At 68.1% G+C, this 23,766-nt stretch carries 21 protein-coding genes; 13 read left to right on the forward strand and 8 right to left on the reverse strand.

Going from position 1 to position 23,766, the window contains the following annotated elements; all coding sequences use genetic code 11:
• The first annotated feature begins 41 nt into the window (after positions 1 to 41).
• From AC3B6C_RS15070 to AC3B6C_RS15080, 3 genes are all read left to right on the forward strand, one after another.
• On the forward strand, positions 42 to 1,184 hold the full coding sequence (locus AC3B6C_RS15070) for an LLM class flavin-dependent oxidoreductase (RefSeq protein WP_488373328.1): 1,143 nt from the start codon (positions 42 to 44) through the stop codon (positions 1,182 to 1,184).
• A gap of 1 nt (position 1,185) precedes the next feature.
• On the forward strand, positions 1,186 to 1,380 hold the full coding sequence (locus AC3B6C_RS15075; protein WP_488373329.1) for a hypothetical protein: 195 nt from the start codon (positions 1,186 to 1,188) through the stop codon (positions 1,378 to 1,380).
• Positions 1,381 to 1,457: 77 nt separating this feature from the next.
• Entirely contained in the window at positions 1,458 to 1,973 is a 516-nt protein-coding gene (locus AC3B6C_RS15080; protein ID WP_488373330.1) for a pyridoxamine 5'-phosphate oxidase family protein, read from the forward strand.
• Positions 1,974 to 2,196: 223 nt separating this feature from the next.
• Here the strand turns inward: AC3B6C_RS15080 and AC3B6C_RS15085 are convergent, their stop codons facing one another.
• Genes AC3B6C_RS15085 through AC3B6C_RS15100 form a run of 4 tightly spaced genes read right to left on the reverse strand, consistent with a single transcriptional unit; the run spans position 2,197 to position 5,970 of the window.
• Positions 2,197 to 3,204: a glycine betaine ABC transporter substrate-binding protein gene (locus AC3B6C_RS15085; RefSeq protein WP_488373331.1), complete on the reverse strand. Its 1,008-nt coding sequence runs from the start codon at positions 3,202 to 3,204 to the stop codon at positions 2,197 to 2,199.
• The gene (locus AC3B6C_RS15090) at positions 3,201 to 4,019 is read right to left on the reverse strand and encodes an ABC transporter permease (protein WP_010844299.1); all 819 of its coding nucleotides are present in this window, start codon (positions 4,017 to 4,019) and stop codon (positions 3,201 to 3,203) included. The genes AC3B6C_RS15085 and AC3B6C_RS15090 overlap by 4 nt, the downstream gene beginning before the upstream one ends.
• Complete coding sequence (locus AC3B6C_RS15095; protein WP_010844300.1) at positions 4,016 to 5,329, reverse strand: ATP-binding cassette domain-containing protein; 1,314 nt, start codon at positions 5,327 to 5,329, stop codon at positions 4,016 to 4,018. The genes AC3B6C_RS15090 and AC3B6C_RS15095 overlap by 4 nt, the downstream gene beginning before the upstream one ends.
• Positions 5,326 to 5,970 (reverse strand): ABC transporter permease, encoded by a 645-nt coding sequence (locus tag AC3B6C_RS15100; protein WP_010844301.1) that lies wholly within the window; start codon positions 5,968 to 5,970, stop codon positions 5,326 to 5,328. Before AC3B6C_RS15100 ends, AC3B6C_RS15095 begins: the two co-directional genes overlap by 4 nt.
• A 153-nt stretch (positions 5,971 to 6,123) precedes the next feature.
• Between AC3B6C_RS15100 and AC3B6C_RS15105 the strand changes: the two genes are divergently transcribed.
• The 3 genes from AC3B6C_RS15105 (at position 6,124) to AC3B6C_RS15115 (ending at position 9,296) form a co-directional block, all read left to right on the forward strand.
• Positions 6,124 to 6,774, forward strand: coding sequence for a vitamin K epoxide reductase family protein (locus AC3B6C_RS15105; RefSeq protein ID WP_488373333.1), 651 nt, complete (start codon positions 6,124 to 6,126; stop codon positions 6,772 to 6,774).
• A 54-nt stretch (positions 6,775 to 6,828) separates the two neighbouring features.
• Positions 6,829 to 7,530: a TetR/AcrR family transcriptional regulator gene (locus AC3B6C_RS15110; RefSeq protein ID WP_035718099.1), complete on the forward strand. Its 702-nt coding sequence runs from the start codon at positions 6,829 to 6,831 to the stop codon at positions 7,528 to 7,530.
• Between the two features lie 182 nt (positions 7,531 to 7,712).
• Entirely contained in the window at positions 7,713 to 9,296 is a 1,584-nt protein-coding gene (locus AC3B6C_RS15115) for a cation:proton antiporter domain-containing protein (RefSeq protein WP_488373334.1), read from the forward strand.
• Between the two features lie 25 nt (positions 9,297 to 9,321).
• Here the strand turns inward: AC3B6C_RS15115 and AC3B6C_RS15120 are convergent, their stop codons facing one another.
• On the reverse strand, positions 9,322 to 9,894 hold the full coding sequence (locus AC3B6C_RS15120) for a GNAT family N-acetyltransferase (RefSeq protein ID WP_055475273.1): 573 nt from the start codon (positions 9,892 to 9,894) through the stop codon (positions 9,322 to 9,324).
• A 90-nt stretch (positions 9,895 to 9,984) separates the two neighbouring features.
• Here AC3B6C_RS15120 and mfd point away from each other — a divergent pair, with 90 nt between their 5' ends.
• Together mfd and AC3B6C_RS15130 are read left to right on the forward strand one after the other, a co-directional pair.
• On the forward strand, positions 9,985 to 13,575 hold the full coding sequence (gene mfd / locus AC3B6C_RS15125) for a transcription-repair coupling factor (RefSeq protein WP_488373335.1): 3,591 nt from the start codon (positions 9,985 to 9,987) through the stop codon (positions 13,573 to 13,575).
• Positions 13,576 to 13,777: 202 nt separating this feature from the next.
• Entirely contained in the window at positions 13,778 to 14,686 is a 909-nt protein-coding gene (locus AC3B6C_RS15130; protein ID WP_055474961.1) for a nucleoside triphosphate pyrophosphohydrolase, read from the forward strand.
• Between the two features lie 6 nt (positions 14,687 to 14,692).
• On the opposite strand, the gene AC3B6C_RS15135 is transcribed toward AC3B6C_RS15130, so the two are convergent.
• Genes AC3B6C_RS15135 through AC3B6C_RS15145 form a run of 3 tightly spaced genes read right to left on the reverse strand, consistent with a single transcriptional unit; the run spans position 14,693 to position 18,269 of the window.
• On the reverse strand, positions 14,693 to 16,024 hold the full coding sequence (locus AC3B6C_RS15135) for an amidohydrolase family protein (protein WP_488373336.1): 1,332 nt from the start codon (positions 16,022 to 16,024) through the stop codon (positions 14,693 to 14,695).
• Complete coding sequence (locus tag AC3B6C_RS15140) at positions 16,024 to 17,046, reverse strand: isopenicillin N synthase family dioxygenase (RefSeq protein ID WP_488373337.1); 1,023 nt, start codon at positions 17,044 to 17,046, stop codon at positions 16,024 to 16,026. Before AC3B6C_RS15140 ends, AC3B6C_RS15135 begins: the two co-directional genes overlap by 1 nt.
• Positions 17,047 to 17,087: 41 nt before the next feature.
• A complete protein-coding gene (locus AC3B6C_RS15145) occupies positions 17,088 to 18,269 on the reverse strand; it encodes a hypothetical protein (protein WP_014926031.1) in 1,182 nt (393 codons plus the stop codon).
• Between the two features lie 301 nt (positions 18,270 to 18,570).
• Between AC3B6C_RS15145 and AC3B6C_RS15150 the strand changes: the two genes are divergently transcribed.
• The 5 genes from AC3B6C_RS15150 (at position 18,571) to AC3B6C_RS15170 (ending at position 23,639) form a co-directional block, all read left to right on the forward strand.
• Positions 18,571 to 19,350 (forward strand): ABC transporter ATP-binding protein, encoded by a 780-nt coding sequence (locus AC3B6C_RS15150; protein ID WP_488373338.1) that lies wholly within the window; start codon positions 18,571 to 18,573, stop codon positions 19,348 to 19,350.
• Positions 19,347 to 20,231, forward strand: coding sequence for an ABC transporter permease (locus tag AC3B6C_RS15155; RefSeq protein WP_014926032.1), 885 nt, complete (start codon positions 19,347 to 19,349; stop codon positions 20,229 to 20,231). The genes AC3B6C_RS15150 and AC3B6C_RS15155 overlap by 4 nt, the downstream gene beginning before the upstream one ends.
• A gap of 76 nt (positions 20,232 to 20,307) precedes the next feature.
• Positions 20,308 to 21,339, forward strand: coding sequence for an isopenicillin N synthase family dioxygenase (locus AC3B6C_RS15160; RefSeq protein ID WP_488373339.1), 1,032 nt, complete (start codon positions 20,308 to 20,310; stop codon positions 21,337 to 21,339).
• A gap of 52 nt (positions 21,340 to 21,391) precedes the next feature.
• Entirely contained in the window at positions 21,392 to 22,042 is a 651-nt protein-coding gene (locus tag AC3B6C_RS15165) for a GntR family transcriptional regulator (RefSeq protein ID WP_010841731.1), read from the forward strand.
• 190 nt (positions 22,043 to 22,232) lie between these two features.
• Positions 22,233 to 23,639 (forward strand): sulfatase family protein, encoded by a 1,407-nt coding sequence (locus AC3B6C_RS15170; protein WP_488373340.1) that lies wholly within the window; start codon positions 22,233 to 22,235, stop codon positions 23,637 to 23,639.
• Positions 23,640 to 23,766 lie beyond the last annotated feature (127 nt).

Here is a 23,766-nt window from a genome sequence, read left to right on the forward strand (position 1 = left end):
AGGTGTGTTCGGCGCAGGACTCGAGTCGGTCGGAGAGCGGTGTGACGGGAAGAGAACCGATACCGCTGTCGGTGCTGGACCTCGCCCCGGTCACCGAGGGGAGTGACGCCGCGACAGCGGTGCGCCGCAGCGTCGCGCTGGCCCAGCACGCCGAACGCCTGGGCTACCGACGGTTCTGGCTCGCCGAGCACCACTTCGTCGCGGTGGCCAGTTCGTCGACGACAACACTCATCGGGCTGATCGCCGCCGCGACCGAGTCGATCCGCGTGGGGTCGGCGGCGGTGCAGAGCGGCCTGCACACCCCCGTGTCGATCGTGGAGGCGTTCGGGACGATCGACGCGCTGTATCCCGGCCGGCTGGACCTGGGGCTCGGGCGTTCCGCTCAGCGCCGCACCGAATTGACCAGCACCGACCGGCAATCCGCACCGCGCGCGCCCGCACCCCGACAGCCCGACCAGATCGTCGACGGCCTGCTCATCCCGACGCCGTTCCCCGTCGAGTCGATCCTGAACGCACCGCGGGTCGTCGCCGCGTTCGAGGCGTCGCAGTTCGACGGTGCGTCACCGCCGGACTTCGACGACGCCGTCGGCGACGTCCTCGCGCTCCTGGCCGGCGACTTCGAGCACCACGGCGTCGAGCTGACCGCGGTGCCCGGGCGCGGCGCGGACGTGGCGGTCTGGATCTTCGGGAGCAGCAAGGGCCAGAGCGCGCAGACCGCGGGTGCGCGGGGGCTGCCGTTCGTCGCGAACTACCACGTCAGCCCGAGCACGGTCCTCGAGGCCGTCGAGGCGTATCGCAGCGCGTTCCGGCCGTCGCCGGTCCTGGCCGAGCCGTATGTGATCGTCTCCGCGGATGTCGTTGTCGCCGAAGACGAACCGACCGCACGTCACCGCGCGTCCACGTACGGACACTGGGTGCACGGCATCCGCAGCGGGGCGGGCGCGCAACCGTATCCCGACCCGGACACAGCGGATTCCCTCGACGACGATGCGCGCCCTCTCGTCGACGACCGGGTGCGCACCCAGTTCGTCGGCGATCCCGAGTCCGTCGTCGACGGGCTGCGGACGCTCGCCCGGGTGACCGGTGCCGACGAGTTGCTGGTCACCAGCGTCACCCACGACTTCGACCATCGGCTGGCGTCGCATGAATTGCTCGCCACTGCATGGGGATTGGAAGGACACTGACGTGACCGGCTTCGATGCAGCGGGTTTCGGACGGCGCACGGGTGCGCGGTCGTCGTTGGGTACGCTGTTCGGCGCCCTGCGGTGTCGCGTCGACGTGGACCTTCTCGCCGCGGGCGCTGCCCTGCATCCCGAGGCGCCGCCCCTGGGATTGCCGCTCGAGACAGCAAGAACGGTCGGTCGCGGACAGCCCTCGTAGGTGGTTTCCGGTGGCACCATGGGGTTCCTCGGCGACGACCGTCGTCGCCGGCGAACAGCCCACGAGGAACGCCCACCATGCACGAGACCCCGGATGAACTCCGCGAACTCCAGACCCTTCTCGACGCCTCCCTGTCCCGCTCGACGGACCATCTGCGTTCCATCATCAGCAGTGACAACACCGTCGGCGCAGCACAACTCGTCGACATCCTGACCGGGATGCGTGTTCTCGCGCTCTCGACCGTGACGGCGTCGGGTGAACCGAGGATCAGTGCCGTCGACGGACATTTCCTCCATGGGAAGTGGATCTTCGGCACGGCGCGCGCCGCCGCAAAGGCCCGACATCTCGCCGCCCGTCCCGCCGCGAGCGTCGCGCACATCCAGGGTGAGGAACTGGGGGTGTTCACCCACGGGACCGTAGAGATCCTCAACCCGCGCGACGGCGATCGGGCCCACGACTGGCCTGAGTTGGTCGCCCACTTCCGGGAGGTCTACAACGACGACGAGTTCGACTGGGGCGCCGAGGTCGTCTACTACCGGCTGCACCCGCACTGGATGACGGTGTTCGCGCCGAATTCGGCCCAATCTCGTTGACTGTGCGTCGATATCCGTCGACTGTGCGTCGATATTCGTCGACTGTGCGTCGATATTCGTCGACCGTGCGTCGAAATCCGTTGACTGTGCGCAACAATACGTCGACTGTGCGTCCAATGGGCTCGACTGGGTCCTGATCACCTGCGGTATGCGATCGCTGATCAGCTGGGCCACGTCGGATCAGTGGTCGCGCCGACGAGCCCGACGCACAGTCGACGGGTCGTCAGTCCACCGGGACGATGAAGCCCTCGTCCTTCAGCCAGTCGTAGGCGACGTCGGAGGGATCGGCGCCGTCGATGTCGATGAGCCCGTTCAGTTCCTGCATCAGCGGGTCGGTGAGTTTGGCCGACACGGGTGCCATGAGTTCGGCGATCTCCGGATTGGCATCGTTGAGTCCGGTGTTGACCACGACGCATCCGCTGTAGGGCAGGAAGAACTTCCGATCGTCTTCGAGGACGACGAGATCCAGGTTCTTGATGCGACCGTCCGTCGAGTAGACCATGCCGAAATTGCACGGCTCGCTACGCGCGGTGGAGGTGTAGACCACGCCGGAATCCATCATGGTCACGTTGCTCGAGGGCACCCCGCCGGGCTGGTCGAGCGGAATGTCGTAGGCCTTCAACATCGGGATGAATCCGTCGGCGCGCGAGTAGAACTCGTCGTTGATGCAGAAGGTCCGCTCGGACTCGGGGAGCTTGGCGATGTCGGACATCGTCTTGACGTTCAGCCGCTCGGCGGTCGGTGACGACGCGGCGAACGCGTAGGTGTTGTTGAACGACGCCGGCGGGAGCCACTCGACCCCGTTCGCGCGTTCGGCGTCGCGGACGCGTTCGTAGAGTTGCTGCGGGTCCGAGATCGTCTCGGTCTCGCCCAGGTAGGTCTGCCAGGCGGTCCCGGTGTACTCCCACACGATGTCGGCGTCGCCGTTGAGAACTGCCTGCCGGGACGACATCGAGCCCGGCGCGTTGGTGAGATCGTCGACGTCGGCGCCGGCGGCCGCCAGGTACGTGGCGGTGATCTTCCCGAGCAGGACCTGCTCGGTGAAGTTCTTGGACGTCACCGCGATGGAGGTTCCCTCGAGCGGGCGTTCGCCGCCGGGAAGGGAAGCGGGACGGAAGGTTCCGGACGAACTGACCAAGCCGCACGCCGACAGCATCATCAGGACCGCGGCCGACGCCGCCAGGACCGTTGCGACGCGACGGGCGCGGGCCGGATGGGGGCGGGTGATCATGCGATCCCCCGAGGAGTCGCGGCGAGTTCGACGAGGCGTCCGAGCCAGTCGATCGTCATGGCGAGCAGCGCGACGAGGATCGCACCGGACACGAGCAGCTTCGGCAGGAACAGGGTGATCCCCGTGGTGATGAGCGTGCCGAGGCTGGTCGCCCCGATGAACGTGCTCAGGGTGGCGGTGCCGACCAGGATGACCAGTGCTGTGCGGACGCCGTTGAGGATGACCGGCACGGCCAGGGGGAGTTCGACCTGGACGAGGGTGCGCACCGCCGACAGGCCGATGCCTCGCGAGGCCTCGACCGTCCGCTGGTCGACCTGCCGCAGCCCGACGATCGTGTTCTGCAGGATCGGAAGCACCGCGTAGACGACCAGGCCGACGACGGCGGTGGTGAAACCGGTGCCGAGCCAGAAGGTGAACAACACCAGGAGTCCGATCGCGGGGGCCGCTTGTCCGATGTTGGCGATGTTGACCGCGATGGGGTTCAGCCAGCGCAGGGCGGGACGGGTGAGCGCGATGCCGAGCGGAATCGCGATCACGACGACGATGATCGTGGCGACCAGCGTCAGCTGGATGTGGTCGAGGATGGTGGCACGCAACGCCGGCCACGACATCGCCGCGCTCTCCGTGCTGGTGAAAGTGGTGTTCGCGTACCAGATCACGAAACCGACGCCGACGACCACGATCACCAGGGGCTCGAACCACACATCGATGGGAATCCGGGCGAGTCGCCGCCGGAAGCCACTCGGAACCGATTCTGGTGCAGGCGGTTTCGCGGTCTCGGTGATCCGTGCCTCTTCGGCGATGAAGCCGGTCACCGCTCGACGCTCGTCTCGGGAGTGACGCCTCCGGCGACGTGCTCGGTGCCGGAGTCGTCGTCGGCCGCCACGACCGGGGTCTCGACGGGAGCCGACCCATCGGCGTGGTCGAGGTAACCGACCTCGGCATCGTCGTCTCGCACGGTGGCGAGTTGCCCACGGATCGCCTCCATCACCGATGCGATGTTCAGCGCGCCGACGACGGCGCCCCGACCGTCGGTGACGAGAACGCCACCCTGGCTGGTCGCGAGCATCGAGTCGAGGGCGTCGTTCAGCGTCGAGGACTGCGCGACGACGGGGAGCCGGGGATCGAGGTAGTCCGAGACCTCCGGCTTGGCGCGGATCTCCTCGACCGACGGCCAGGCGCGGGGGCGGCCGTGCTGATCGACCACGGCGACCCAGTCCTCGCCGGCCGCTTTCGCGCGGGCGACCACGGCGCCGGACGGTTCACCGACGCGGGCGGTGACCACCTCTCTGATGTCGACGTCGCGGACGCGGGTGAGCGTCAGGTGGGCGAGTGTCGCACCCGAACCCACGAACTCCTCGACGAAGGGACTCGCCGGGTTGGCCAGGATCTCCTCCGGGGGCGCGAACTGCTCGATGCGCCCGCCCTCGGAGAGGATCAGCACCTTGTCGCCGAGTTTGGTCGCTTCCTCGAAGTCGTGGGTGACGATGACGATGGTCTTGGCCAGCTCGTGTTGGATCGCGATCAGCTTGTCCTGCAGGCGGGCTCGGGTGATCGGGTCCACTGCGCCGAACGGCTCGTCCATCAGCAGCACCGGGGGATCGGCGGCGAGCGCGCGTGCGACGCCGACGCGCTGCTGCTGACCACCGGACATGTCCTTGGGGAGCCGGTCGGCGAAGGTCGCGGCATCGAGTCCGACGAGGTCGAGCAGGTATTCGGTGCGTTCGGCGATCCGCTTCTTGTCCCAGTTGAGGATTCGCGGGATGGCGCCGATGTTCTTGCTCACCGACCAGTGCGGGAACAACCCGCCGGACTGGATGACGTAGCCGATCGACTGGCGCAGTTTGTCCGGGTTCTCCGCGGTGACGTCGCGTCCGCCGATGTAGATGCGCCCCTCGGTGGGTTCGATGAGGCGGTTGATCATCTTCAGCGTCGTCGTCTTGCCGCATCCGGACGGGCCGACGAAGGCGACGATGTCGCCGGCGTCGATCTCCAGGTCGAGGCGCGCGACGGCCGGTGTGGTGCTTCCCCGGTAACGCTTGGCCACACCGTCGAGCCGGATGGACTCGCCGGTGACGTTGCGGTTGTTGCCGTTCGGCGCGGAGGAGGTGGCGGTGTCGGTCATGAGAGTCCCTTGGAGATGGTGAGGCGGCCGAGCAGAACCAGGAGAGCGTCGAAGATGAGGGCGATGATCACGATCAGGATCGTTCCGGCGAGCGCCATTTCGAGTGCATTGGCACCGCCCAGGCGGGAAAGCCCGTTGAAGATCAGGGATCCCAGGCCGGGTCCGAGAACGTAGGCGACGATCGCCGCGACACCGACGATCATCTGGGTCGACACGCGGATGCCGGTCAGGATCACCGGCCAGGCGATCGGCAACTCGACCGTGAGCAGGATCCGCCATCGCGAAAGGCCGATGCCGCGAGCGGATTCGACCACGGACGGCGGCACGGATCTCAAACCGACCACCGCGTTGCCGATGACCGGCAGCGTGGCGAAGAAGGCGAGCATCAGAAACGACGGCGTGACACCGAGTCCGAAGGGCACGATCAGCAATGCGAGCAGGGCGAGCGACGGAATGGTCAGCGCCACACGGCTCGACGTCAGCGTGAGCGCACTCGCCAGCGGAAGCCGGTAGACGACGGCGGCGACGACGATGGCCACGGCCGTACCCACGAGCACTGTCTGGAACGACAGCGACGCATGCTGATACGTCAGGAAGGTGAGGGATCGTGCGTTCTCACTGAGATAGTCCCACAATTGCACTGTTGCTGTCCCATCCCCGGGGCAGCCGAGCCCCCCGGTGTCTCGAAAGACATTACGCACGGACGGGCAATACTGCCGACATTTGGACCGATCCAGTGTGACTTCGACGCGGCGTGGGTCGATCTCCCCGCCGTGCGGTGTCATGCTGGAACGGTGAGTGAGAGTGCGCTGACCACCGCAAAGGTCGATGCCGACGACGACCGGCTCCTGCTGGCCGCGGCCGTGCGTTCCTGGACGCGGATCGTCGCCTGGTTGCTGAGCGTCGGCGGATCGATCGGTTTCGTCGCGTCTTTCGTGCTGACCGTCGAACGGTTCGAACTGGCCGCAGACCCCGACTACGTGCCGTCCTGCAACTTCAATCCCGTGCTGAGCTGCGGGTCGGTGATGGCCGAGCCCCAGGCCGCACTCTTCGGCTTCCCCAACCCGCTGCTCGGTATCGCGGGCTTCGCGATCGCCGTCACCACCGGTGTGGCCATGCTCGCCGGGGCTCGCCTCGCCGGGTGGTACTGGGCCGGACTCCAGGTCGGGGTGACCGCGGCGATGGTGTTCATCTCCTGGCTGATCTACTCGAGCCTGTACTCGATCGGGGCGCTCTGCCCGTACTGCATGGTCGTATGGGCGGTGACGCTGCCGATCTTCGTCTTCGTCACGGTGCGCAACGCGCACGCGAGTGGTCTCACCTCACGTTCACGCGTCGCGTTGGTCCTCGCGCGCAACCACGCCCCGATTCTCGTCGCGGCCGTCGGCCTCGTGATCGTGCTGATCGCGGTGCGGTTCTGGTCGTACTGGTCGAGCCTGTACTGACACCACTCGGCCGGACCGTTCGGAATCCGCGGCGTCGCGCCCTACGCTGGGGCCATGGCTATCGGGCGTCCGTCGGAAGGTTCGGCCGAGGTGCAGCGCGCACCTCGAGCACGGATGACCGGTGCCCAGCGCCGGTTGCAGCTCATCGAGGTCGCGCGCGGCCTGTTCGCCGAGCGCGGTTTCGAGGGCACGTCGATCGAGGAGATCGCCCAGCGCGCGGGCGTCTCGAAGCCGATCGTCTATGAGCATTTCGGTGGCAAGGAAGGTTTGTACGCGGTCGTCGTCGACCGCGAGATGGAGACCCTCCTGGAGATGGTGACCTCGTCGCTGTCGAAGAACCGGTCGCTCTACCGCATCCAGCAGGTCGCCCTCGCGCTGCTGACGTACATGGAGGAGCGCACGGACGGATTCCGCATCCTCGTACGCGGGGACAGCACCGCCGCCACGGGCGAGACGGCCACCTACTCGAGTCTCCTCAACGACGCCATCAGTCAGGTCGAGCACATCCTCGCCGGCGATTTCGAACGACGGGGTTTCGATCCCACGCTCGCCCCGCTGTATGCGCAGGCGCTCGTCGGGATGGTGTCGGTCACGGCGCAGTGGTGGCTCGACGTGCGCGAGCCGTCGAAAGAGGTCGTGGCGGCTCACCTCGTCAACCTCTGCTGGAACGGGCTCACCCGGCTCGACCCCGACCCCGCGCTCGTCGGACCCGACTACGTGGAGTCCCGGAGGCGGACGAGCGCCGACGACGCCTGACCCGGGTCTCGTCTCGCCGGCCCGCGGTAGCGGTGTCGACCCGCCCCGAGCTGCACGGCGGGGCAACGGGTCCGCGTCTATGGTTGATTCACTCTGCGTCCCCCGGCCGGAAGGATCCACCGATGTCGACCCCGAGCGGCGCTGACCGGCCGAACACCGCTTTCGGCTGAGGCGCCTCGGACATGGAGACCGTCGGCATCTACCTGGTCGTCATCTTCGGATGCGGGTACCTCGCTCGCGCGGCGCGCCTGCCGACCCTCGTCGGCTACCTCGCCGCCGGATTCATCTTGCACGCACCGGGAATCGACGAGCTGCCGATCATCGACACGATCGCCGAGCTGGGCGTGACGATCCTGTTGTTCACCATCGGCCTCAAGCTCGACGTACGGATGCTGCTCCGGCGCGAGGTGGTCGTCACCACGGCGGTGAACCTCCTGGTCATCCTCGGGCTGACCACCGGATTCCTCGGCCTCCTGGCCGCCCTCGGGGTGCCGATGCTCACCGGCGAGGGTTGGGAGACATTGGCGCTGTTGGGCTTTGCGCTGTCGTTCTCCAGCACCGTGTTCGTGGTCCAGGTCCTCGACGAGCGGTCGGAATCCCACTCCCTCTACGGCCGCATAGCGATCGGCGTCCTCGTCCTCCAGGACATCGTCGCCGTCGCCTACCTGACCGCGATGCAGGGCGAACCGCCGAGCCCGTGGGCGCTTGCCCTCGTGTTGCTGATCCCCGGCGCGTGGCTCGTCCGCCGCCTGTGGAACACCCTCGGCCACGGCGAGTTGCAGACGCTGTTCGGAATCGTGATGGCCCTCGTACCCGGGTACTGGCTCTTCGAATCCGTCGGCATGAAGGGCGATTTCGGCGCGATGGTCATCGGCGTCCTGCTCGCATCCCATCCGCGCGCGGGGGAGTTGTCGCGCACGTTGTTCGGTCTGCGTGAGCTGCTCCTCGTCGGCTTCTTCGTGTCGATCGGGCTGCACGTCACCCCCACGACCGAAACGGTTCTGCTCGGTCTGCTGCTGATCGCCCTCCTGCCGTTCGAGGGTGCGGTGTACACGCTGGTCCTCTCCCTGTTCGGCCTGCGTCGCCGGACGTCGATCCTGACCGGACTCGCGCTGGCCAACTTCTCGGAGTTCGGGCTGATCGTGATCGCGACCGGTGTGGGAGTGGGGATGATCGGCGAGGACTGGCTCGTGGTGACGTCGGTGGCGGTGGCGGGGAGCTTCGTGTTCTCCACCCTGGTCAATCGCCGCGGCACCGGCCTGGTGACCCGGTTGTCGGCGTTCGTCCCGACCACGGCCGCGGCCCGGGCCCACCCCGACGACGCCCCGATCGTGCTGGCGCCGGCGCGCGTACTGGTCCTCGGCATGGGCCGCGTCGGGCACTCGGTGTACGAGCGGCTCGTCGACGAATACGGCCTTCCGGTGATCGGCGTGGAGAACGATCCGCTCAAGGCGGGCGAACTGGCCGCACGCGGCGTCCGGATCCTCGACGCCGACGCCACCGAGGCCGACTTCTGGGACCGCGCGGTCGGCGTCCACGAGCTCGAACTGCTCGTCCTGGCGATGCCCTTCCACGGCTCCAACCTGGTCGCGCTCGAACGGATCGAGGAACTCGGCGTCACCGGGACCGTGGCGGTCGTCGCGCAGTACGACGACGAGCGCGACGAACTGCTCCAGCGCGGCGCGGACGTGGCGTTCCACATCTACGAGGGCACCGGTGTCGGCCTGGCCGACGCGGCCGCCGAGGCAGCGGGGCTGGAACGGTGACGCCGACGCCTCCGCGAGCGGGTCGTCAGCCGCCCGCACCGGGAGCGTCGTCGCGCGTCCAGAGATCCTTCTGCATGTAGACACAATCGATCCACTGGTCGGCCTTGTGTCCGATGGCGCGCAGGCGACCCACCTCGTCGAACCCGAACCGACGGTGTAACGCGATCGAGCCCTCGCCGCCCGTCGCGGCGATCACCGCGACGATGTGGCGGACGTTGTCCGGGTTCGCGCGATCGAGCAGCGCCGACATCAGAGCCGTACCGATCCCGCGCCCGGCCTGACCGGGCCGCACGTAGATCGAGTCCTCGGTCGACAGGTCGTAGGCCGGCATCGTCCGGAACGTCCCGAGGTAGGCGTAGCCGACGACCTGCTCGACACCGTCGTCGACGGCGCGGGCCACCACGAACGGCCGGCCCGCGGCCGTGATCGCGGCGTGCTTGGCGTGCCATTGCGACAGGGACGGGACCAGATAGTCGAAGGTCGCGACGGTGTTCTGCACGTAGTGGGCGTAGATGTCCGCGACGGCCGCGCAGTCGTCGATCGTCGCGTCGGTCACCCGGATCGGGGTCGAGGGTGCCTCGGATGCGCGCTCGCTCATGCCGACGAGGTTAGGACAGCTGCCCCGGCCGCGGGAACTCGCGCTGACCGGGCGGGGACGGGCGGATCGTCGCCCCATAGAATCGACGGAGTGTCGACGCCGTCTGCTCTGTCCGGTCTGGCCGCGCTCGCGTGTGCGGACAAGTCCTTCCGCGAGGTGCACGCGCACCGGAACGAGCGCCGGCTGGACATCACCGCGCCCGATGCAGCGCGGCCCTTCCTCGTCTCGTGCCTGGTCGCCGGCGCCGATGCCCCGCTCCTCGTCGTGTCGGCCAACGGCCGGGAGGCCGACGATCTGACCGCCGAACTCGCCGAGCTCCTCGACGACGCCGACGCCGTCGCTCAGTTCCCGTCGTGGGAGACGCTGCCGCATGAGCGGCTCTCGCCGAGTGCGGACACCGTGGGCCAGCGACTCGCCGTACTGCACCGGCTCGCCAACCCCGGTGACACTCCGTTGCGGGTCGTCGTGACCACCGTTCGCTCGCTCGTCCAGCCGATGGCCCCCGGCCTCGGCGACGTCGCGACCGTGTCCCTGCGCGAAGGCATCGAGGTCGACTTCGACGCTCTGCTGTCCCAACTCGTCGAGATGGCCTACGAGCGCGTCGACATGGTCGGCCGCCGCGGCGAGTTCGCGGTGCGCGGCGGCATTCTCGACGTGTTCCCGACCACCGCCGACCATCCTGTGCGAGTGGAGTTCTGGGGCGACGAGATCACCGAGATGCGTGCCTTCTCGGTCGCCGACCAGCGCAGCCAACCCGAGGTCGAGACCACTGAGGTGCGAATCCACCCGGGCCGCGAACTCCTGCTGACCGACAAGGTCCGTGCACGCGCCGGCGACCTGGCGGCGAGCAACGCCGACGACCCGACCCTCGCCGAGATGCTCGGCAAACTGGCCGAGGGCATCCCGGTCGAGGGGATGGAGGCGCTGATCCCCGCGCTCGTCGACGGCGACATGCAGTTGCTGACCGAGGTGATCCCGGACGGCACCCGGGTCCTCGTCCTCGACCCGGAGAAGGTGCGGACCCGGGCGTCGGACCTGTCGAAGACGGGTGCGGAGTTCCTCGAGGCATCGTGGACCGCCGCCGCCATGGGTGCGGGAGCGCCGATCGACGGGCGATCCTCGGCGAGCCTCGGCATCGATCTGCAGGCCAGTGCGTACCGGCCGTTGGACGAGGTGCTGACGACGACGCTCGACGCCGGGTGTCCCTGGTGGACGCTGAGTCCACTCTCGACCGGCAGCGGTGATGAACTCGAACTCGATCTGGCTCCCGGTCCCGCGCCTCGGGGCGACGACCGTGAGATCGCCGCGATGTTCGCGCAGTTGCGCGCGCACGTCGCCGACGACAAGCCGGCGGCGATCGTGGTGGCGGGCAAGGGTACCGCCCAACGCGTCGGTGAGCGCCTGTCCGACGCCGAGGTGCCGCATGTGATCGCCGAACCCGGGCACCGCCCGCAGGCCGGCGAGGTCACCGTGTTCTGCGCGCCGCTGCGCGCCGGGATCGTCTGTCCCGGTGCAGGACTCGTGGTCGTGGCCGAGGCCGACCTCACCGGCTCCCGGGTCGCCAACGTCCGGGACGGTCGCCGACTGCCGGCCAAGCGGCGCAACCAGGTCGATCCGCTGGCGCTGACCGCGGGTGACCTCGTCGTACACGACCAGCACGGCATCGGGAAGTTCGTCGAGATGATCGAACGGACCGTCTCCGGTGCCCGGCGCGAGTACCTCGTGCTGGAGTACGCCTCGAGCAAGCGCGGTCAGCCGGCCGATCGGTTGTACGTCCCGATGGACGCACTCGACCAGCTCTCGCGCTATGTCGGCGGCGAGCAGCCGTCGCTGTCGAAACTCGGCGGCTCGGACTGGCAGAACACCAAGCGCAAGGCGCGCAAGGCCGTTCGCGAGATCGCCGGCGAACTCGTCCAACTCTATGCCGCCCGTCACGCCGCGCCGGGACACGCCTTCGGGCCCGACACGCCGTGGCAGCAGGAGATGGAGGACGCCTTCGACTTCACCGAGACCGTCGACCAGCTCACGGTGATCGCCGAGGTCAAGGCCGACATGGAGCGTCCCGTTCCGATGGACCGCGTCGTCGTCGGCGACGTCGGCTACGGCAAGACCGAGATCGCGGTCCGCGCCGCGTTCAAGGCCGTGCAGGACGGCAAGCAGGTCGCCGTCCTCGTCCCGACGACGATTCTCGCGCAACAACATCTGCAGACCTTCACCGAGCGGATGAGTGGTTTCCCGGTGCGGGTGCGCGGCCTGTCGCGGTTCACCGACCCCAAGGAATCCCGCGAGATCACCCAGGCGATGTCGAAGGGCGAGGTCGACGTCGTCATCGGCACCCACCGTCTGCTGCAGACCGGGATCGTCTGGAAGGACCTCGGACTGGTCATCGTCGACGAGGAGCAGCGGTTCGGTGTCGAGCACAAGGAACACATCAAGTCGCTGCGCACCCACGTCGACGTGCTCACGATGTCGGCGACCCCGATCCCGCGCACACTCGAGATGTCGATGGCCGGCATCCGGGAGATGTCGACGATCCTCACCCCGCCCGAGGAACGGCATCCGGTCCTGACCTACGTCGGCGCCTATGCGCCGAAACAGGTCGCGGCCGCCATCCGCCGCGAACTGCTGCGCGACGGTCAGGTGTTCTACGTGCACAACCGGGTCTCGACCATCGACAAGACGGCCAGGGACATCGCCGCGATGGTCCCGGAGGCGAGAGTCGTGGTCGCGCACGGTCAGATGAACGAGGACCAGCTCGAGCGCACGGTGTCGGGGTTCTGGAATCGCGAATACGACGTGCTGGTATGTACGACGATCATCGAGACGGGCCTGGACATCTCGAACGCCAACACCCTGATCGTGGACCGCGCCGAGAACCTCGGCCTCTCGCAACTGCACCAGCTGCGTGGGCGCGTCGGCCGCAGTCGCGAGCGCGGATACGCCTATCTGCTCTACAGCCCCGACCGACCGCTGACCGAGACCGCCTACGACCGGCTCGCGACGATCGCGCAGAACAACGAGCTCGGCGCGGGAATGGCGGTGGCGCTGAAGGATCTCGAGCTGCGCGGCGCCGGAAACGTGCTGGGCGCCGAACAGTCCGGGCATGTCGCGGGCGTGGGGTTCGATCTCTACGTCCGTCTGGTCGGCGAGGCGGTGGAGGCGTATCGCGCTGCCGCGGACGGGAAACCGGTCGAATCGCGGGAGACGGGTGAGGTACGCATCGATCTTCCCGTCGACGCACACATCCCGGTCGAGTACGTCGACTCCGATCGCCTGCGCCTCGAGGCGTACCGCAAGCTCGCGTCGGCGACCGACGACGCCGCGGTCGATTCGGTCCTCGTCGAACTCAACGACCGGTACGGTCCGCCACCGGTGGAGACCACGCGCCTCGCGTCCATCGCCCGGCTGCGGTTGCGGTGCCGGGAGCGTGGGATCAGCGAGATCGGCCTGGCCGGTCAGGGTCTGAAGATCTCGCCGCTGTCACTCCTCGACAGCGAGCAGGTCCGTCTGCGCCGGCTGTACTCCTCGGCAACCTACCGAGCCACCACATCGGTGGTCACGCTGCCGATCCCGCGCACCGGGGGCGTCGGGTCGGCGCGTCTGCGCGACGACGAGCTGATCGAGTTCGTCACGACGTTCCTCACCCAACTCAGGCCCGAGCCGGTCGGCGAGAGCGTCTGATAAGCACCCATCAGGGCCGGGCGGATGACGATATGTCGGCGCTGTCGCTCCTGAGGGTGGTTTCCAGGGGTGGTTTTCGGCGGGGCGTTGTCAGGAACTGGATGGCCGGATTCCGGGTGGGCTCCCGCCGGTCGGCGAGCCCACGGGATAGGTTGATCGAAACGAAGGACAGGCGCGGGGGCAGCGAAAGGACGTACGACGAATGACGGTGGTGCTGCTGGACCCGGCACGGCCCGACCTGATCCCCATCCGCGCACGCGGCGTGCTCGCCGGGCCGGTCAAAGTCACCGAGGACGTCCCCGCGACGATGCTCTGGGAATTCGATCAGGTCGAGCCCGTCTTCGACGACACGGCCGAGGATCCCGAGTCGGTGCTCGTCAGCACCGATCCCGACCATCCACTCGTGCGCGCGCGTGTGGACCGCGGTGAGGAGGTCATCGCCGCGCAGGCCGTCGCGGGAACCGCGCTCCTGGAGTCCGTGGCGCTCATGGACACGTTGCGCCGGAACGGGCCGTGGGAGAGCACCCAGACGCACCACTCGCTGCGCCGCTACCTGCTCGAAGAGGTGTATGAGGTCCTCGACGCCATCGAGGCCGGTGATCCGGTCGAGCTCCGCGAAGAACTCGGAGACCTCCTGCTGCAGGTGCTGTTCCACGCGCGGATCGCCGCCGACGATCCCGACGCACCGTTCGACATCGACGACGTCGCTCGCAGTTTCACCGCGAAGGTCTCCGGCCGTACCCCCGGGGTGCTGTCCGGGGCTCACTCGGATCTGCAGACGCAGATTCGGGAGTGGGAGGAACGCAAGGCGGCCGAGAAGCGACGCGGCTCGGTGCTCGACGGTGTGGCGACCACTCAGCCCGCCCTGGCCCTCCTGCAGAAAGTGCTCGAACGTCTCACCGCCGCACAGTATCCCGTCGAGACGATCCCGGCGGACACCCTCACCGTGACGGTCACGGCGGGCGACGACAGTGTCGAGGCGCAGGCACGGGAGCGGGCGCTTGCGTTGATGTCCGACGTCCGGGCGGCCGAGAAGCGCGCGGTCGAGCAAGGCGTGAGTCTCGACTCGCCCGAAGCGTGGGCGGCTGTCCTCGACGACAACTCGGCCTGACCTACCTCAGACGTCCAGCGCGGCGAGCTGTTTGGTGAACTCCGCCTCGTCGACCCGGGTGTTCCGGCCGTCCTCGACGAGGATCTCGCCGCCGACCATCACCGTGTCGACGATGGACCGCGACCCGGTGGTGAGCAGCGACGCGCCGGGGTCGCGGACGGGGAGGGTGGCGTAATCGCGGTCGAAGCGCACCAGCGTGAGGTCCGCGGGTGCCCCGACCGTGACCCCGCCGACGACCGCAGGCAGACCGAGCGCGGAGTTCGCTCCACCGCAGGCGATGTCGAGCATCTCGGCGAAGCCGAGCAGGTCGGCGCGCCGATGGACGGCGCGTTGGAGATACGCGGCGGTGCGCAACGTCGCCAGCATGTCCTGGGTGTCATTGCTGGCGGCACCGTCCACACCCAGGCCGACGGCCAGTCCGCGGTCCAGCATCGCCGGTACCGGGGCCACCCCGCTACCGAGACGCATGTTCGACAACGGGTTGTGTGACACGGCCACGTCCCGGGCGGCCAGGGTGCGCTGGCCGGCGTCGTCGAGCTCCACACAGTGGACGGCGAGGACCTGGTTCCACAGGAAGCCGTTGCGGTCGAGATGGTCGACGGCGCCGAACCCGGTGTGTTGCAGGCACATCTGCTCGTCGGTGCCGGTCTCGAGGAGGTGGATGGACACCGGCATTCCGCGGTCCTGGGCGAACTCGCGGATCGTCCGCATCCCGGCGTCGGTGACCGAGCGCGGATTGGGTACCGCCAGAGCCATCGAGATCCGCGACCCGGCCACCTCGTTCCGGAGGTGGTCGACGTGCTCGAGTACGTCGCCGAGCGGCTGCATGAGCCGGGGCTCGAACCCCCACTTGCGGGTCGGGTCGGCCCGGTCCGCGACCCCACGACCGAGGACTGCGCGGATTCCGGTGTCGCGCAACGCCCGGACGACGGCGTCATGGACCTCGCCGGACGGGTGGGGCCACATGTGTTCGACGACGGTGGTCGTGCCCGATCGCAGCAACTCGAGGCACGCCGACACCGCGGCGAGGTAGGCCCGCTCGGGTGTGATCGCCACCGACTCCTCGCCGACGGCCAGCAACCATTCGAGCAGCGGCGTGCATTCGGCGACACCGCGCATGAGGGTCTGCTGGAGATGGGTGTGGGTGTTGACGAACCCGGGGATCACGAATCCGCCGGTCTCCCCGCCGGGACGGGTGGTCGGGTCGATCGATGTGACGATTCCGTCGGCGACGTGGATGTCGCAGTGTGGCCGCCATCGACCCGCGGTGTACACCGCGACGTCGCAGAAGGCCGGGGCCGCCGACGGATCGGCGGCCCCGGCGGAGTGTGCGTCCATCACTTCGCGAAGTTCGCGGCGATGCGCTGGGCGAGATAGTCGGCAGCGGTGATCGGGGGATAGGTGCCACCGGCGCTCTCGATCAGCACGTCGGAGTTCGCCTGTGCGAAGTACGCGAGCGTGTAGCGCGGACCGGTGTACTCGCCCCGCCGCGGAGCCCGGACCCGATGGAAGTTCGACGGCAGCCGGTCGTCGGACCAGCGCATCAGCATGTCGCCGATGTTGCAGGTGATGGCGTCGTCGGACGGTTCGACCGACGTCCAGGCCTGACCCTCGGCCTCCGCCCCCGGCAACACCTGGAGACCTCCCTGGCCGGACCGCTGGAACAGCAGGGTGAGGGCATCGAAATCGGTGTGTGCGCCTGCGCGCCAGCTGTTCTCGGTATCGATCAGCTCGTCGGGGAAGGCGTAGTAGTGCAGCAGCCGCAGGGTGCTCTGGTAGGTGTCCGACGAGGGGTCGTGCGCCCGGGTGAAGAAGTCCCGCTCGAGACCGAGGCGCTCGGCGAAGCAGCTGAGCAGTGTCATCGCCAGCGACCAGCACCGGTGCTCGAAATCTTCGATGGTGGCGCGGAACCCGGCCAGCTCGTCCTCACTCGGCCACAGGCCCTCCATGCGGGGGCGGGTGAACTGATAGGACTCCTTCTGGTCCGGGGTCCCGATCGACGGGCGGACCTGGGTGCGATACTCCCAGCCGGCGTTCTGCCCCTTCTTGAGCGGATACTGCGCCTTGACCTCGCGGGGGAGTGCGAAGAACCGGGCGGACATGTCGAACGCGTGGTCCACCGCGGCCAGGTCGATGCCGTGGTCGACGACCTGGAAGAATCCGATGTCGGTTGCGGCCGACCAGAGTTGGTCGGCGATCTCGTCCCGGCGGTTGTCCAGGTCGGCGAGGCTGATGCGTCGGATCTCGCGGGCGGTGGTCTCGGTTCCCAGCCCGCCCATCCGGCGTTCGCGATCGAGCTCGGCCATGTCGGCCATGTTCTCCAGGTCGGCTGGTGAGTGCATGGGGGTGGTCTCGGTCATCGTGGTCCTCACTGTGGTCAGGGATGATGCTGTCACGTCGGTCAGCGGATCTGCTCGCTGATGAACTCGGTCGTGAACAGCTGGTCGGCGGGCAGCGACGGCGGGAGGTCGGCGCCGCCGGCGTTCAGGATCGGCACGAGGTCGTTGATCACGTTCTGCGCCTTGGCCATGTCGTAGCTGCCGTACACGCCGTCGGCGCCCGGGGCGATGACCGCGCGGTCCTTGAGCAGGCCGGCCGAGTACGCGGCCTCACCGGCGGTGTACGGCGTGAACGAGACGTCCTGGGAGACCCAGTCGACGATGGTGGCGTTGACGGCGTCGGGCGCGGCCACGTAGTTCTTGCCGGTCTGCTGGATCATCGGGACCAGTTTCTCCAGGCATGGCGACATCTCCGCGACGTCATCGGCGCGCACCGAGACGTTCGACGCGTACACGTCGTATCCGGCGTCCTTCACCATGGCGTAGCCCACCGGCTTGTTCCACGACGGGGTCTCGTTCTCGTAGGTGTAGGGCTCGGAGTTCGCGAACCCCTGCTGGGTGATGGACGGGTCGCCGACGAAACGAGCCGGCGCGCCGTCGTAACTGGTGTCGAGCTGGCTCTGCTTGAGCAGGCCCTTCGCCACCAGCCACTGCGGGAAGATCTGATCCTTCGACACCACGACGCTGGCGTCGGACCGGCCGATGTCGGCGATCGTCTTCACCTCCGGGTGAGACGCGGGGTCCCACATGATGATCGAGGGGTTGTACTGCAGCAGTGGCGTCACGCCGACGACGCGTTGGTCCTTGGCCGCCGAGATCATCTGATCTCCGTGAACGAGACCGAGGTGGATGGAGTCGTCGGAGTACATCGCCGACGGGACCGACTGGAATCCGATCGCGGGTCCGCCCGCGCGCAACGTGATGTCCACTCCGGTGTCCATGCCGTCGTAGGCGAGGGGCCCGGAGACCGACTTGTTGTCGGTGTCGACGGTGTACCCGGGGCCGAGAAGTCCGATGACCCCGGCCATGTCGGACTGCGGTTGCCACTGGAGCTGGATCACGATGTTGTCGGGGCAGGTCCCGGCGAGGGTGGTTTCGGCCGGCGCCGACGGCAGGGTCGACGCCGCGGTGTCGTCGGACCCGGAGCTCGAGCATCCGGCGAGAACGGCCGCGCAGACCGTCGCCGCCGCGGCGGCCGCGGCCAGACGCGAGTGGCGGATACGGGACGGTGGGTGAGGGGTCATGGGATCTCCTGGACTGATGCCGGTATTCGCGACACTTTCGCGATCTACATGTGAAAGCTAAATGGCCGATCCGGATTGCGCCAGCCGGTCTCGGATGCCGGCCGCAGCAACCCAACTTCGCCCGAAACCTATCTGAACTGCAAGTATGCTCACAACAGAGCGTCGCGTCGAGGTCGAAACCGGGGTCCTGGTGACCCAGTGTTTACATGTGGTCATCATTCCGCAATACATGTAATCAATCATGAGAGTGCAGACAGCAGCCATTGATTACATGTAGACAAGTGGGGAACGGGAAGGCCGGATGAAACTCTACGACACGGTGAACGACGTGGATGCGCGTCATCTCACCAAGAATGTCGTCGCCTCCGTCTCCGGGGTGACGAAGCGATTCGACTCCGGGACTCGTGCGCTGGACCGAGTCGACCTCGACGTGCGCGCCGGCGACTTCGTGGCCGTCGTCGGACCGTCGGGATGCGGCAAGTCGACCCTGCTCCGGATGGTTGCGGGGCTCGAGCGGCCCACGGAGGGGAGCGTGGCGCTCGCCACGGAATCGGTCGGGTTCATCTTCCAGGAACCCACCCTCCTCGCCTGGCGCAGCGTGCGGGGCAACGTCGAGCTCTGTGCCGAGATCGCCCGGCTGCCGCGTGGTGAACGCCGGCGCCGGGCGCAGGCGGCGATCGACGCGGTCGGTCTGACCGGATTCGAGTCCCAGTTGCCCCGCATGCTGTCCGGTGGCATGAAGATGCGCGCGTCGCTTGCCCGCTCGCTGACCTCCGAACCCGAATTGCTGCTTCTCGACGAACCTTTCGGTGCGCTCGACGAGATGACCCGGCTCGACATGCAATCGGAGTTGCAGCGGCTCTACGCCGAGCGACGGTTCACCGCGATGTTCATCACGCACTCGGTGTCGGAGGCGGTCTTCCTCGCCAACCGGGTGGTCGTCATGTCGGCGCGCCCCGGGCGGATCGTCGCCGACATCGGCATCGACTTCGCCCACCCCCGACATCCCGACCTGCGCTACGACGCCCGCTTCACCGATCGCGTCGCCGAGATCTCCGAGACCCTCCGAGGTGCACGATGACCACCGCTGCCCGATCCCGTCCCGCCACCGGCGCGGAACACGGACCCGCCTCGCCGTCGGAGCCCGCTGCAGAGCCGCCCACACCGTCGCGGCAGGGTGCCGCGCGTCGCCGGATCGCGGCCGTGCTGCGGTACGGGGCCCCTCCCGTGCTGTCGCTCGCCGTCGGCATCGGCGCCTGGTACGCGGTCACCTATCTGATCCTCAGTCCCGCACGGCGTTTCCTGCTCCCGCCCCCGCACACCGTGCTGTTCGAGTCGCTGCTGGACCCGGATCACGTGGGGCCCATGCTGGATGCGCTGTGGGTCACGGCCAAGGTCTGTGTGGTCGGGTTCGTGTTCGCCGCGCTCATCGGGGTGTCCATCGGGGTCCTGATGAGCCGCGGGTCCTTTCTCGAACGCGCGATCTACCCCTGGGCCGTTGTGCTACAGGTGATCCCGGTGCTCGCGATCGTCCCGTTGATCGGTCTGTGGTTCGGGTACGGGATGGTCGCCCGCACCATCGTGTGCGTGATCATCGCCATCTTCCCGATCATCGCCAACACGCACTTCGGTCTGGTCTCGGTCGACAAGTCCTCGCAGGAACTGTTCACGTTGTCCAAGGCGACACCGGTGCAGCGCCTGCTGATGCTCGAGTTCCCGTCGGCGCTGCCGTCGATGATGACCGGTTTCCGGACCGCCTCCGGGCTCGTTGTGGTCGGCGCCATCATCGGCGACATGTTCTTCGCCAAGGGCGAGCCGGGAATCGGCACACTGCTCGACATCTATCGCGCTCGTCTGCAGTCCGACGACCTGATCGCGGCGATCGTCCTGGCATCGGTGTTCGGCATCCTCGTCTTCGGTGTGTTCAGCATCCTGAACGCCGCCGTCAATCGTCGCCGCTGACGACGCCCCGCACCAACCGTTCATCCGGCATCTCCCACCACTCCACCGTCGTCCCGAACCCACCCGGAGGACACATATGTTCACCGTTCCCACGATCGACATCTCGCCCTACCTCGACCCACTCGGCTCGCCTGCGGAACGCGCCCCGGTGGCGCGGGCCCTCGACGACGCCTGCAGCGGAGTCGGTTTCGTCCAGGTGGTCGGCCACGGCATCGCTCCCGGTGTCATCGACGCGCTGACTGCTGCCCTCGACGAGTTCTACGCGCTCCCGCTCGAGGTGAAGAAGCGATACGCCCGGCCCGGTCAGAACCGTGGCTACAGTCCCCCGAAGAGCGAATCGCTGAGCATGAGCCTCGGGGTGGCCGCAGCCAACCAGATGAACGACTTCTACGAGGCGTTCACCGTCGGATCGGAGGGTTCGTGGTTCCCGGGCCTGGACCTGCCGGAGTCCAGCTACCCGACGAACACGTGGCCGGACGCGGCGCCGGGATTCCGCCCCGCCGTGGAAACCTGGTTCGAGGCCGCGCGCGGGCTCTCCCGGGTTCTGCTCACCGCGTTCACCGATGCTCTCGGCCTGCCGCGCGGGTATTTCGACACGATGACCGATCACTCCATCGACGCTCTCAAGCTCAACAACTACACCCTGCCCGAAGGGGAGATCGAGCTCGCCGGGGAACTGACCGGGATGGGCGCGCACACCGACTTCGGGATCCTCACCGTGCTGTGGGCCGATCAGGTTCCCGGGCTCCAGGTGCTCGATCACAACGGGCAGTGGCACGACGTGGCACCCGCCGACGGCGCGTTGCTGGTCAATCTCGGGGATGCCATGGCGCGGTGGACGAATGACCGCTGGCGCTCGACGGTGCACCGCGTCGATCCGCCGGTCGTCGACGGCCGGATCCTCCGTCGCCGGTCGGCGGCCTTCTTCTTCGACGGCAACGCCGATGCCGTCATCGAGACGCTGCCCGGGTGCGCCCGTACCGATCACCCAGGATATCCGCCGATCACCGTCGCCGAGAACATCAACGCGAAGCTGGCCGGGATGAAGAGCGGCGTCGCACCCGCCGGCGCGGAGCGTGAGGCGCAGCGCGTGATGGCCGCGGGATGAGGTCGTCGGGGATCATGCCTTCTGGGCCCCGGCCTTCTACGCTGAGACGGTCATGACTGGAAACGGAGACGACGGCGCCCTGCTGATGCAGTCGGTCCTGCGCCGCATACGCGACGAGATCTTCGACGGCACCCTCGAACCGGGTGCGTCGCTCTCGGTTCCGGGGCTGGCCGCCCGACTGGACGTGTCCCGCAGCCCGGTCCGGGAGGCGGTCCAGCAACTCGTCATGGACGGACTGGCCGTCTACACCCCGCGCGTCGGGGCGAAGGTCGCGGTGCTCGACGACACGATGTTGCGGCACGTCTTCGAGGTCCGTGAGGTTCTCGACGGACTCGCCGCCCGTCAGGCGACGGTCCGGGTGACCCGCGCCGAGCTGGCGGACCTGTGGGAGCGCTTCGGCGAGCAGGAGCGGTTGCTCCACACCGGTCCCGATCATCGCCGCGACGCCCAACTCGATCTCGACTTCCACACCGCGGTCCGGTCGCTGTCGGGCAATGCGCCGCTGTGCGATGCCCTGCTCAAACTCGACACCCAGTCACATCTGTACCGATCCGACATGTGGTCGAACGAGGACAACCGCCGGCATGCCGTGACCGAACACCGCAGGATCGTCGCGGCGCTGGAGGCCGGCGATGCCGACGAGGCGGACCGGGCCGCGCGAGCCCACGCCGCCGGCGTGCTCGTCCGCCTGCTCCGGACGTGAGGCCGCGGTCGCCGCGTCAGGTGGAGCGTGGGCGGCCCGCGCGCGAGCGGCTCATACGTCACGGGAGGTCGTCGGCGTGACTTTTGCGCACGCTGATCCGATGTCGTCCGGCCGTGCGGTGGGCGGATTGTCGGATGCAGCCCCAACGGGTGGGGACCGAGATGCGAGTCGTCTGCGTCATCATGGGTGCATGGTCACTTCCCCCGATGCCGCGCGCCGCGACAACGTGATCCTGGTGCACTGGCACGATCTCGGTCGCCATCTGCGGTGTTATGGCGCGGACGGCGTCGAGAGCCCGGTTCTCGACGACCTGGCGGCGTCCGGTATCCGATTCGCCGACGCGCACGCGACGGCACCCCTGTGCTCGCCCGCCCGCGGCTCGCTGTTCACCGGACGCTATCCCCACGGAAACGGGCTCGTCGGTCTCGCCCATCACGGGTTCGAGTACTTCCCGGACGTGCAGACCCTCCCGGCGCTCCTCGCCGGCGCGGGATACCGTTCGGCGCTCTTCGGCATGCAGCACGAGAGCGCCGATCCCGGCCGGCTCGGCTTCGACTCGGTGGACGTCTCGGACTCGCGGTGCGACTACGTGGTGGACCAGTCCCAGGACTGGTTGCGGCGTCACGCCCACGACGGACGCCCGTTCTTCCTCACCGCGGGCTTCTTCGAGACGCATCGGCCCTACCCGGCCGACGAGTACAAACCCGCCGACACCAGCACGATCGCCGTACCCGGCTTCCTGCCGGACACCGACGACGTACGCGACGATCTGGCAGGCCTGCACGGATCGATCACCAAGGCCGACGCCGCCGTCGGCCGGCTGCTCGACACCGTGGCCGAACTCGGCCTCGACGACTCCACCTGGATCGTGTTCGTCACCGACCACGGCCTGGCCTTCCCGCGCGCGAAGTCGACGCTGTACGCCGAGGGCACCGGGGTCGCGCTGATCATGCGGCCGCCCACGCGGCGCGGCATCGCCCCGGCGGTCTACGACGACCTGTTCTCCGGGGTGGACCTCACGCCGACGCTGCTGGAGTTGGTGGGTCTGGACATCCCGGATGCCGTGGACGGTGACTCGCACGCCGCGGCCCTCGCGGGCGCGGCAGACACGGCCGTCCGGACCGAGGTGTTCACCGAGAAGACCTACCACGATGCCTTCGACCCGATGCGGGCCGTGCGCACCAAGGAGTTCAGCTACATCGAGAACTACGCGGCCCGGCCCGCGTTGCTGCTGCCGCTCGACATAGCCGACAGCTTGTCCGCGCGATCGCTGGATCAGCAAGAAATACAACGGGATCGGTCTCGGGTCGAACTCTACGACCTGCGTTCCGATCCCCATGAACGCAACAATGTCGCCGACGACCCGTCCTACGCCCAGGTCCGTTCCGAGCTCGCGCGAGCGCTGGCCGACTGGCGGGTCCGCACCGGCGACGAACTGCCCGACGACGAGGCCGGAACGGCCATCGCGCAGGCCTTCATGGACGCATTCCACACCAAGGCGGCGCAGGTCGCGGCGGAGGAAGAGGCGTTGCCGTCGCGGCGTCCGCTGGGCGCTCGGCGAGAGCTGGCCGGCGACATCACGTCGGGCGAGCGCTGAGGGGCGCGGGGTGCGAAACCGTCATCTCGGACACCGCGGGCCTGCGTGCTGCACAGCGCGGTCGCAGTGTCAATGGTTTCGACCGTCGTGCGCGTAAAAGGCCAGCTTGCGGAGGTTTTTCGGCTCG

Source organism: Gordonia sp. 11cp, assembly GCF_057767225.1.

Bases quoted from the DNA above. Each gene is read 5' to 3' on its own strand.
- AC3B6C_RS15080 (WP_488373330.1), top strand. From the start codon at position 1,458: ATGCACGAGACCCCGGATGAACTCCGCGAACTCCAGACCCTTCTCGAC.
- AC3B6C_RS15085 (WP_488373331.1), bottom strand. From the start codon at position 3,204: ATGATCACCCGCCCCCATCCGGCCCGCGCCCGTCGCGTCGCAACGGTC.
- AC3B6C_RS15095 (WP_010844300.1), bottom strand. From the start codon at position 5,329: ATGACCGACACCGCCACCTCCTCCGCGCCGAACGGCAACAACCGCAAC.
- AC3B6C_RS15110 (WP_035718099.1), top strand. From the start codon at position 6,829: ATGGCTATCGGGCGTCCGTCGGAAGGTTCGGCCGAGGTGCAGCGCGCA.
- AC3B6C_RS15115 (WP_488373334.1), top strand. From the start codon at position 7,713: ATGGAGACCGTCGGCATCTACCTGGTCGTCATCTTCGGATGCGGGTAC.
- AC3B6C_RS15120 (WP_055475273.1), bottom strand. From the start codon at position 9,894: ATGAGCGAGCGCGCATCCGAGGCACCCTCGACCCCGATCCGGGTGACC.
- AC3B6C_RS15130 (WP_055474961.1), top strand. From the start codon at position 13,778: ATGACGGTGGTGCTGCTGGACCCGGCACGGCCCGACCTGATCCCCATC.
- AC3B6C_RS15135 (WP_488373336.1), bottom strand. From the start codon at position 16,024: ATGGACGCACACTCCGCCGGGGCCGCCGATCCGTCGGCGGCCCCGGCC.
- AC3B6C_RS15140 (WP_488373337.1), bottom strand. From the start codon at position 17,046: ATGACCGAGACCACCCCCATGCACTCACCAGCCGACCTGGAGAACATG.
- AC3B6C_RS15145 (WP_014926031.1), bottom strand. From the start codon at position 18,269: ATGACCCCTCACCCACCGTCCCGTATCCGCCACTCGCGTCTGGCCGCG.
- AC3B6C_RS15150 (WP_488373338.1), top strand. From the start codon at position 18,571: ATGAAACTCTACGACACGGTGAACGACGTGGATGCGCGTCATCTCACC.
- AC3B6C_RS15155 (WP_014926032.1), top strand. From the start codon at position 19,347: ATGACCACCGCTGCCCGATCCCGTCCCGCCACCGGCGCGGAACACGGA.
- AC3B6C_RS15160 (WP_488373339.1), top strand. From the start codon at position 20,308: ATGTTCACCGTTCCCACGATCGACATCTCGCCCTACCTCGACCCACTC.
- AC3B6C_RS15165 (WP_010841731.1), top strand. From the start codon at position 21,392: ATGACTGGAAACGGAGACGACGGCGCCCTGCTGATGCAGTCGGTCCTG.
- AC3B6C_RS15170 (WP_488373340.1), top strand. From the start codon at position 22,233: ATGGTCACTTCCCCCGATGCCGCGCGCCGCGACAACGTGATCCTGGTG.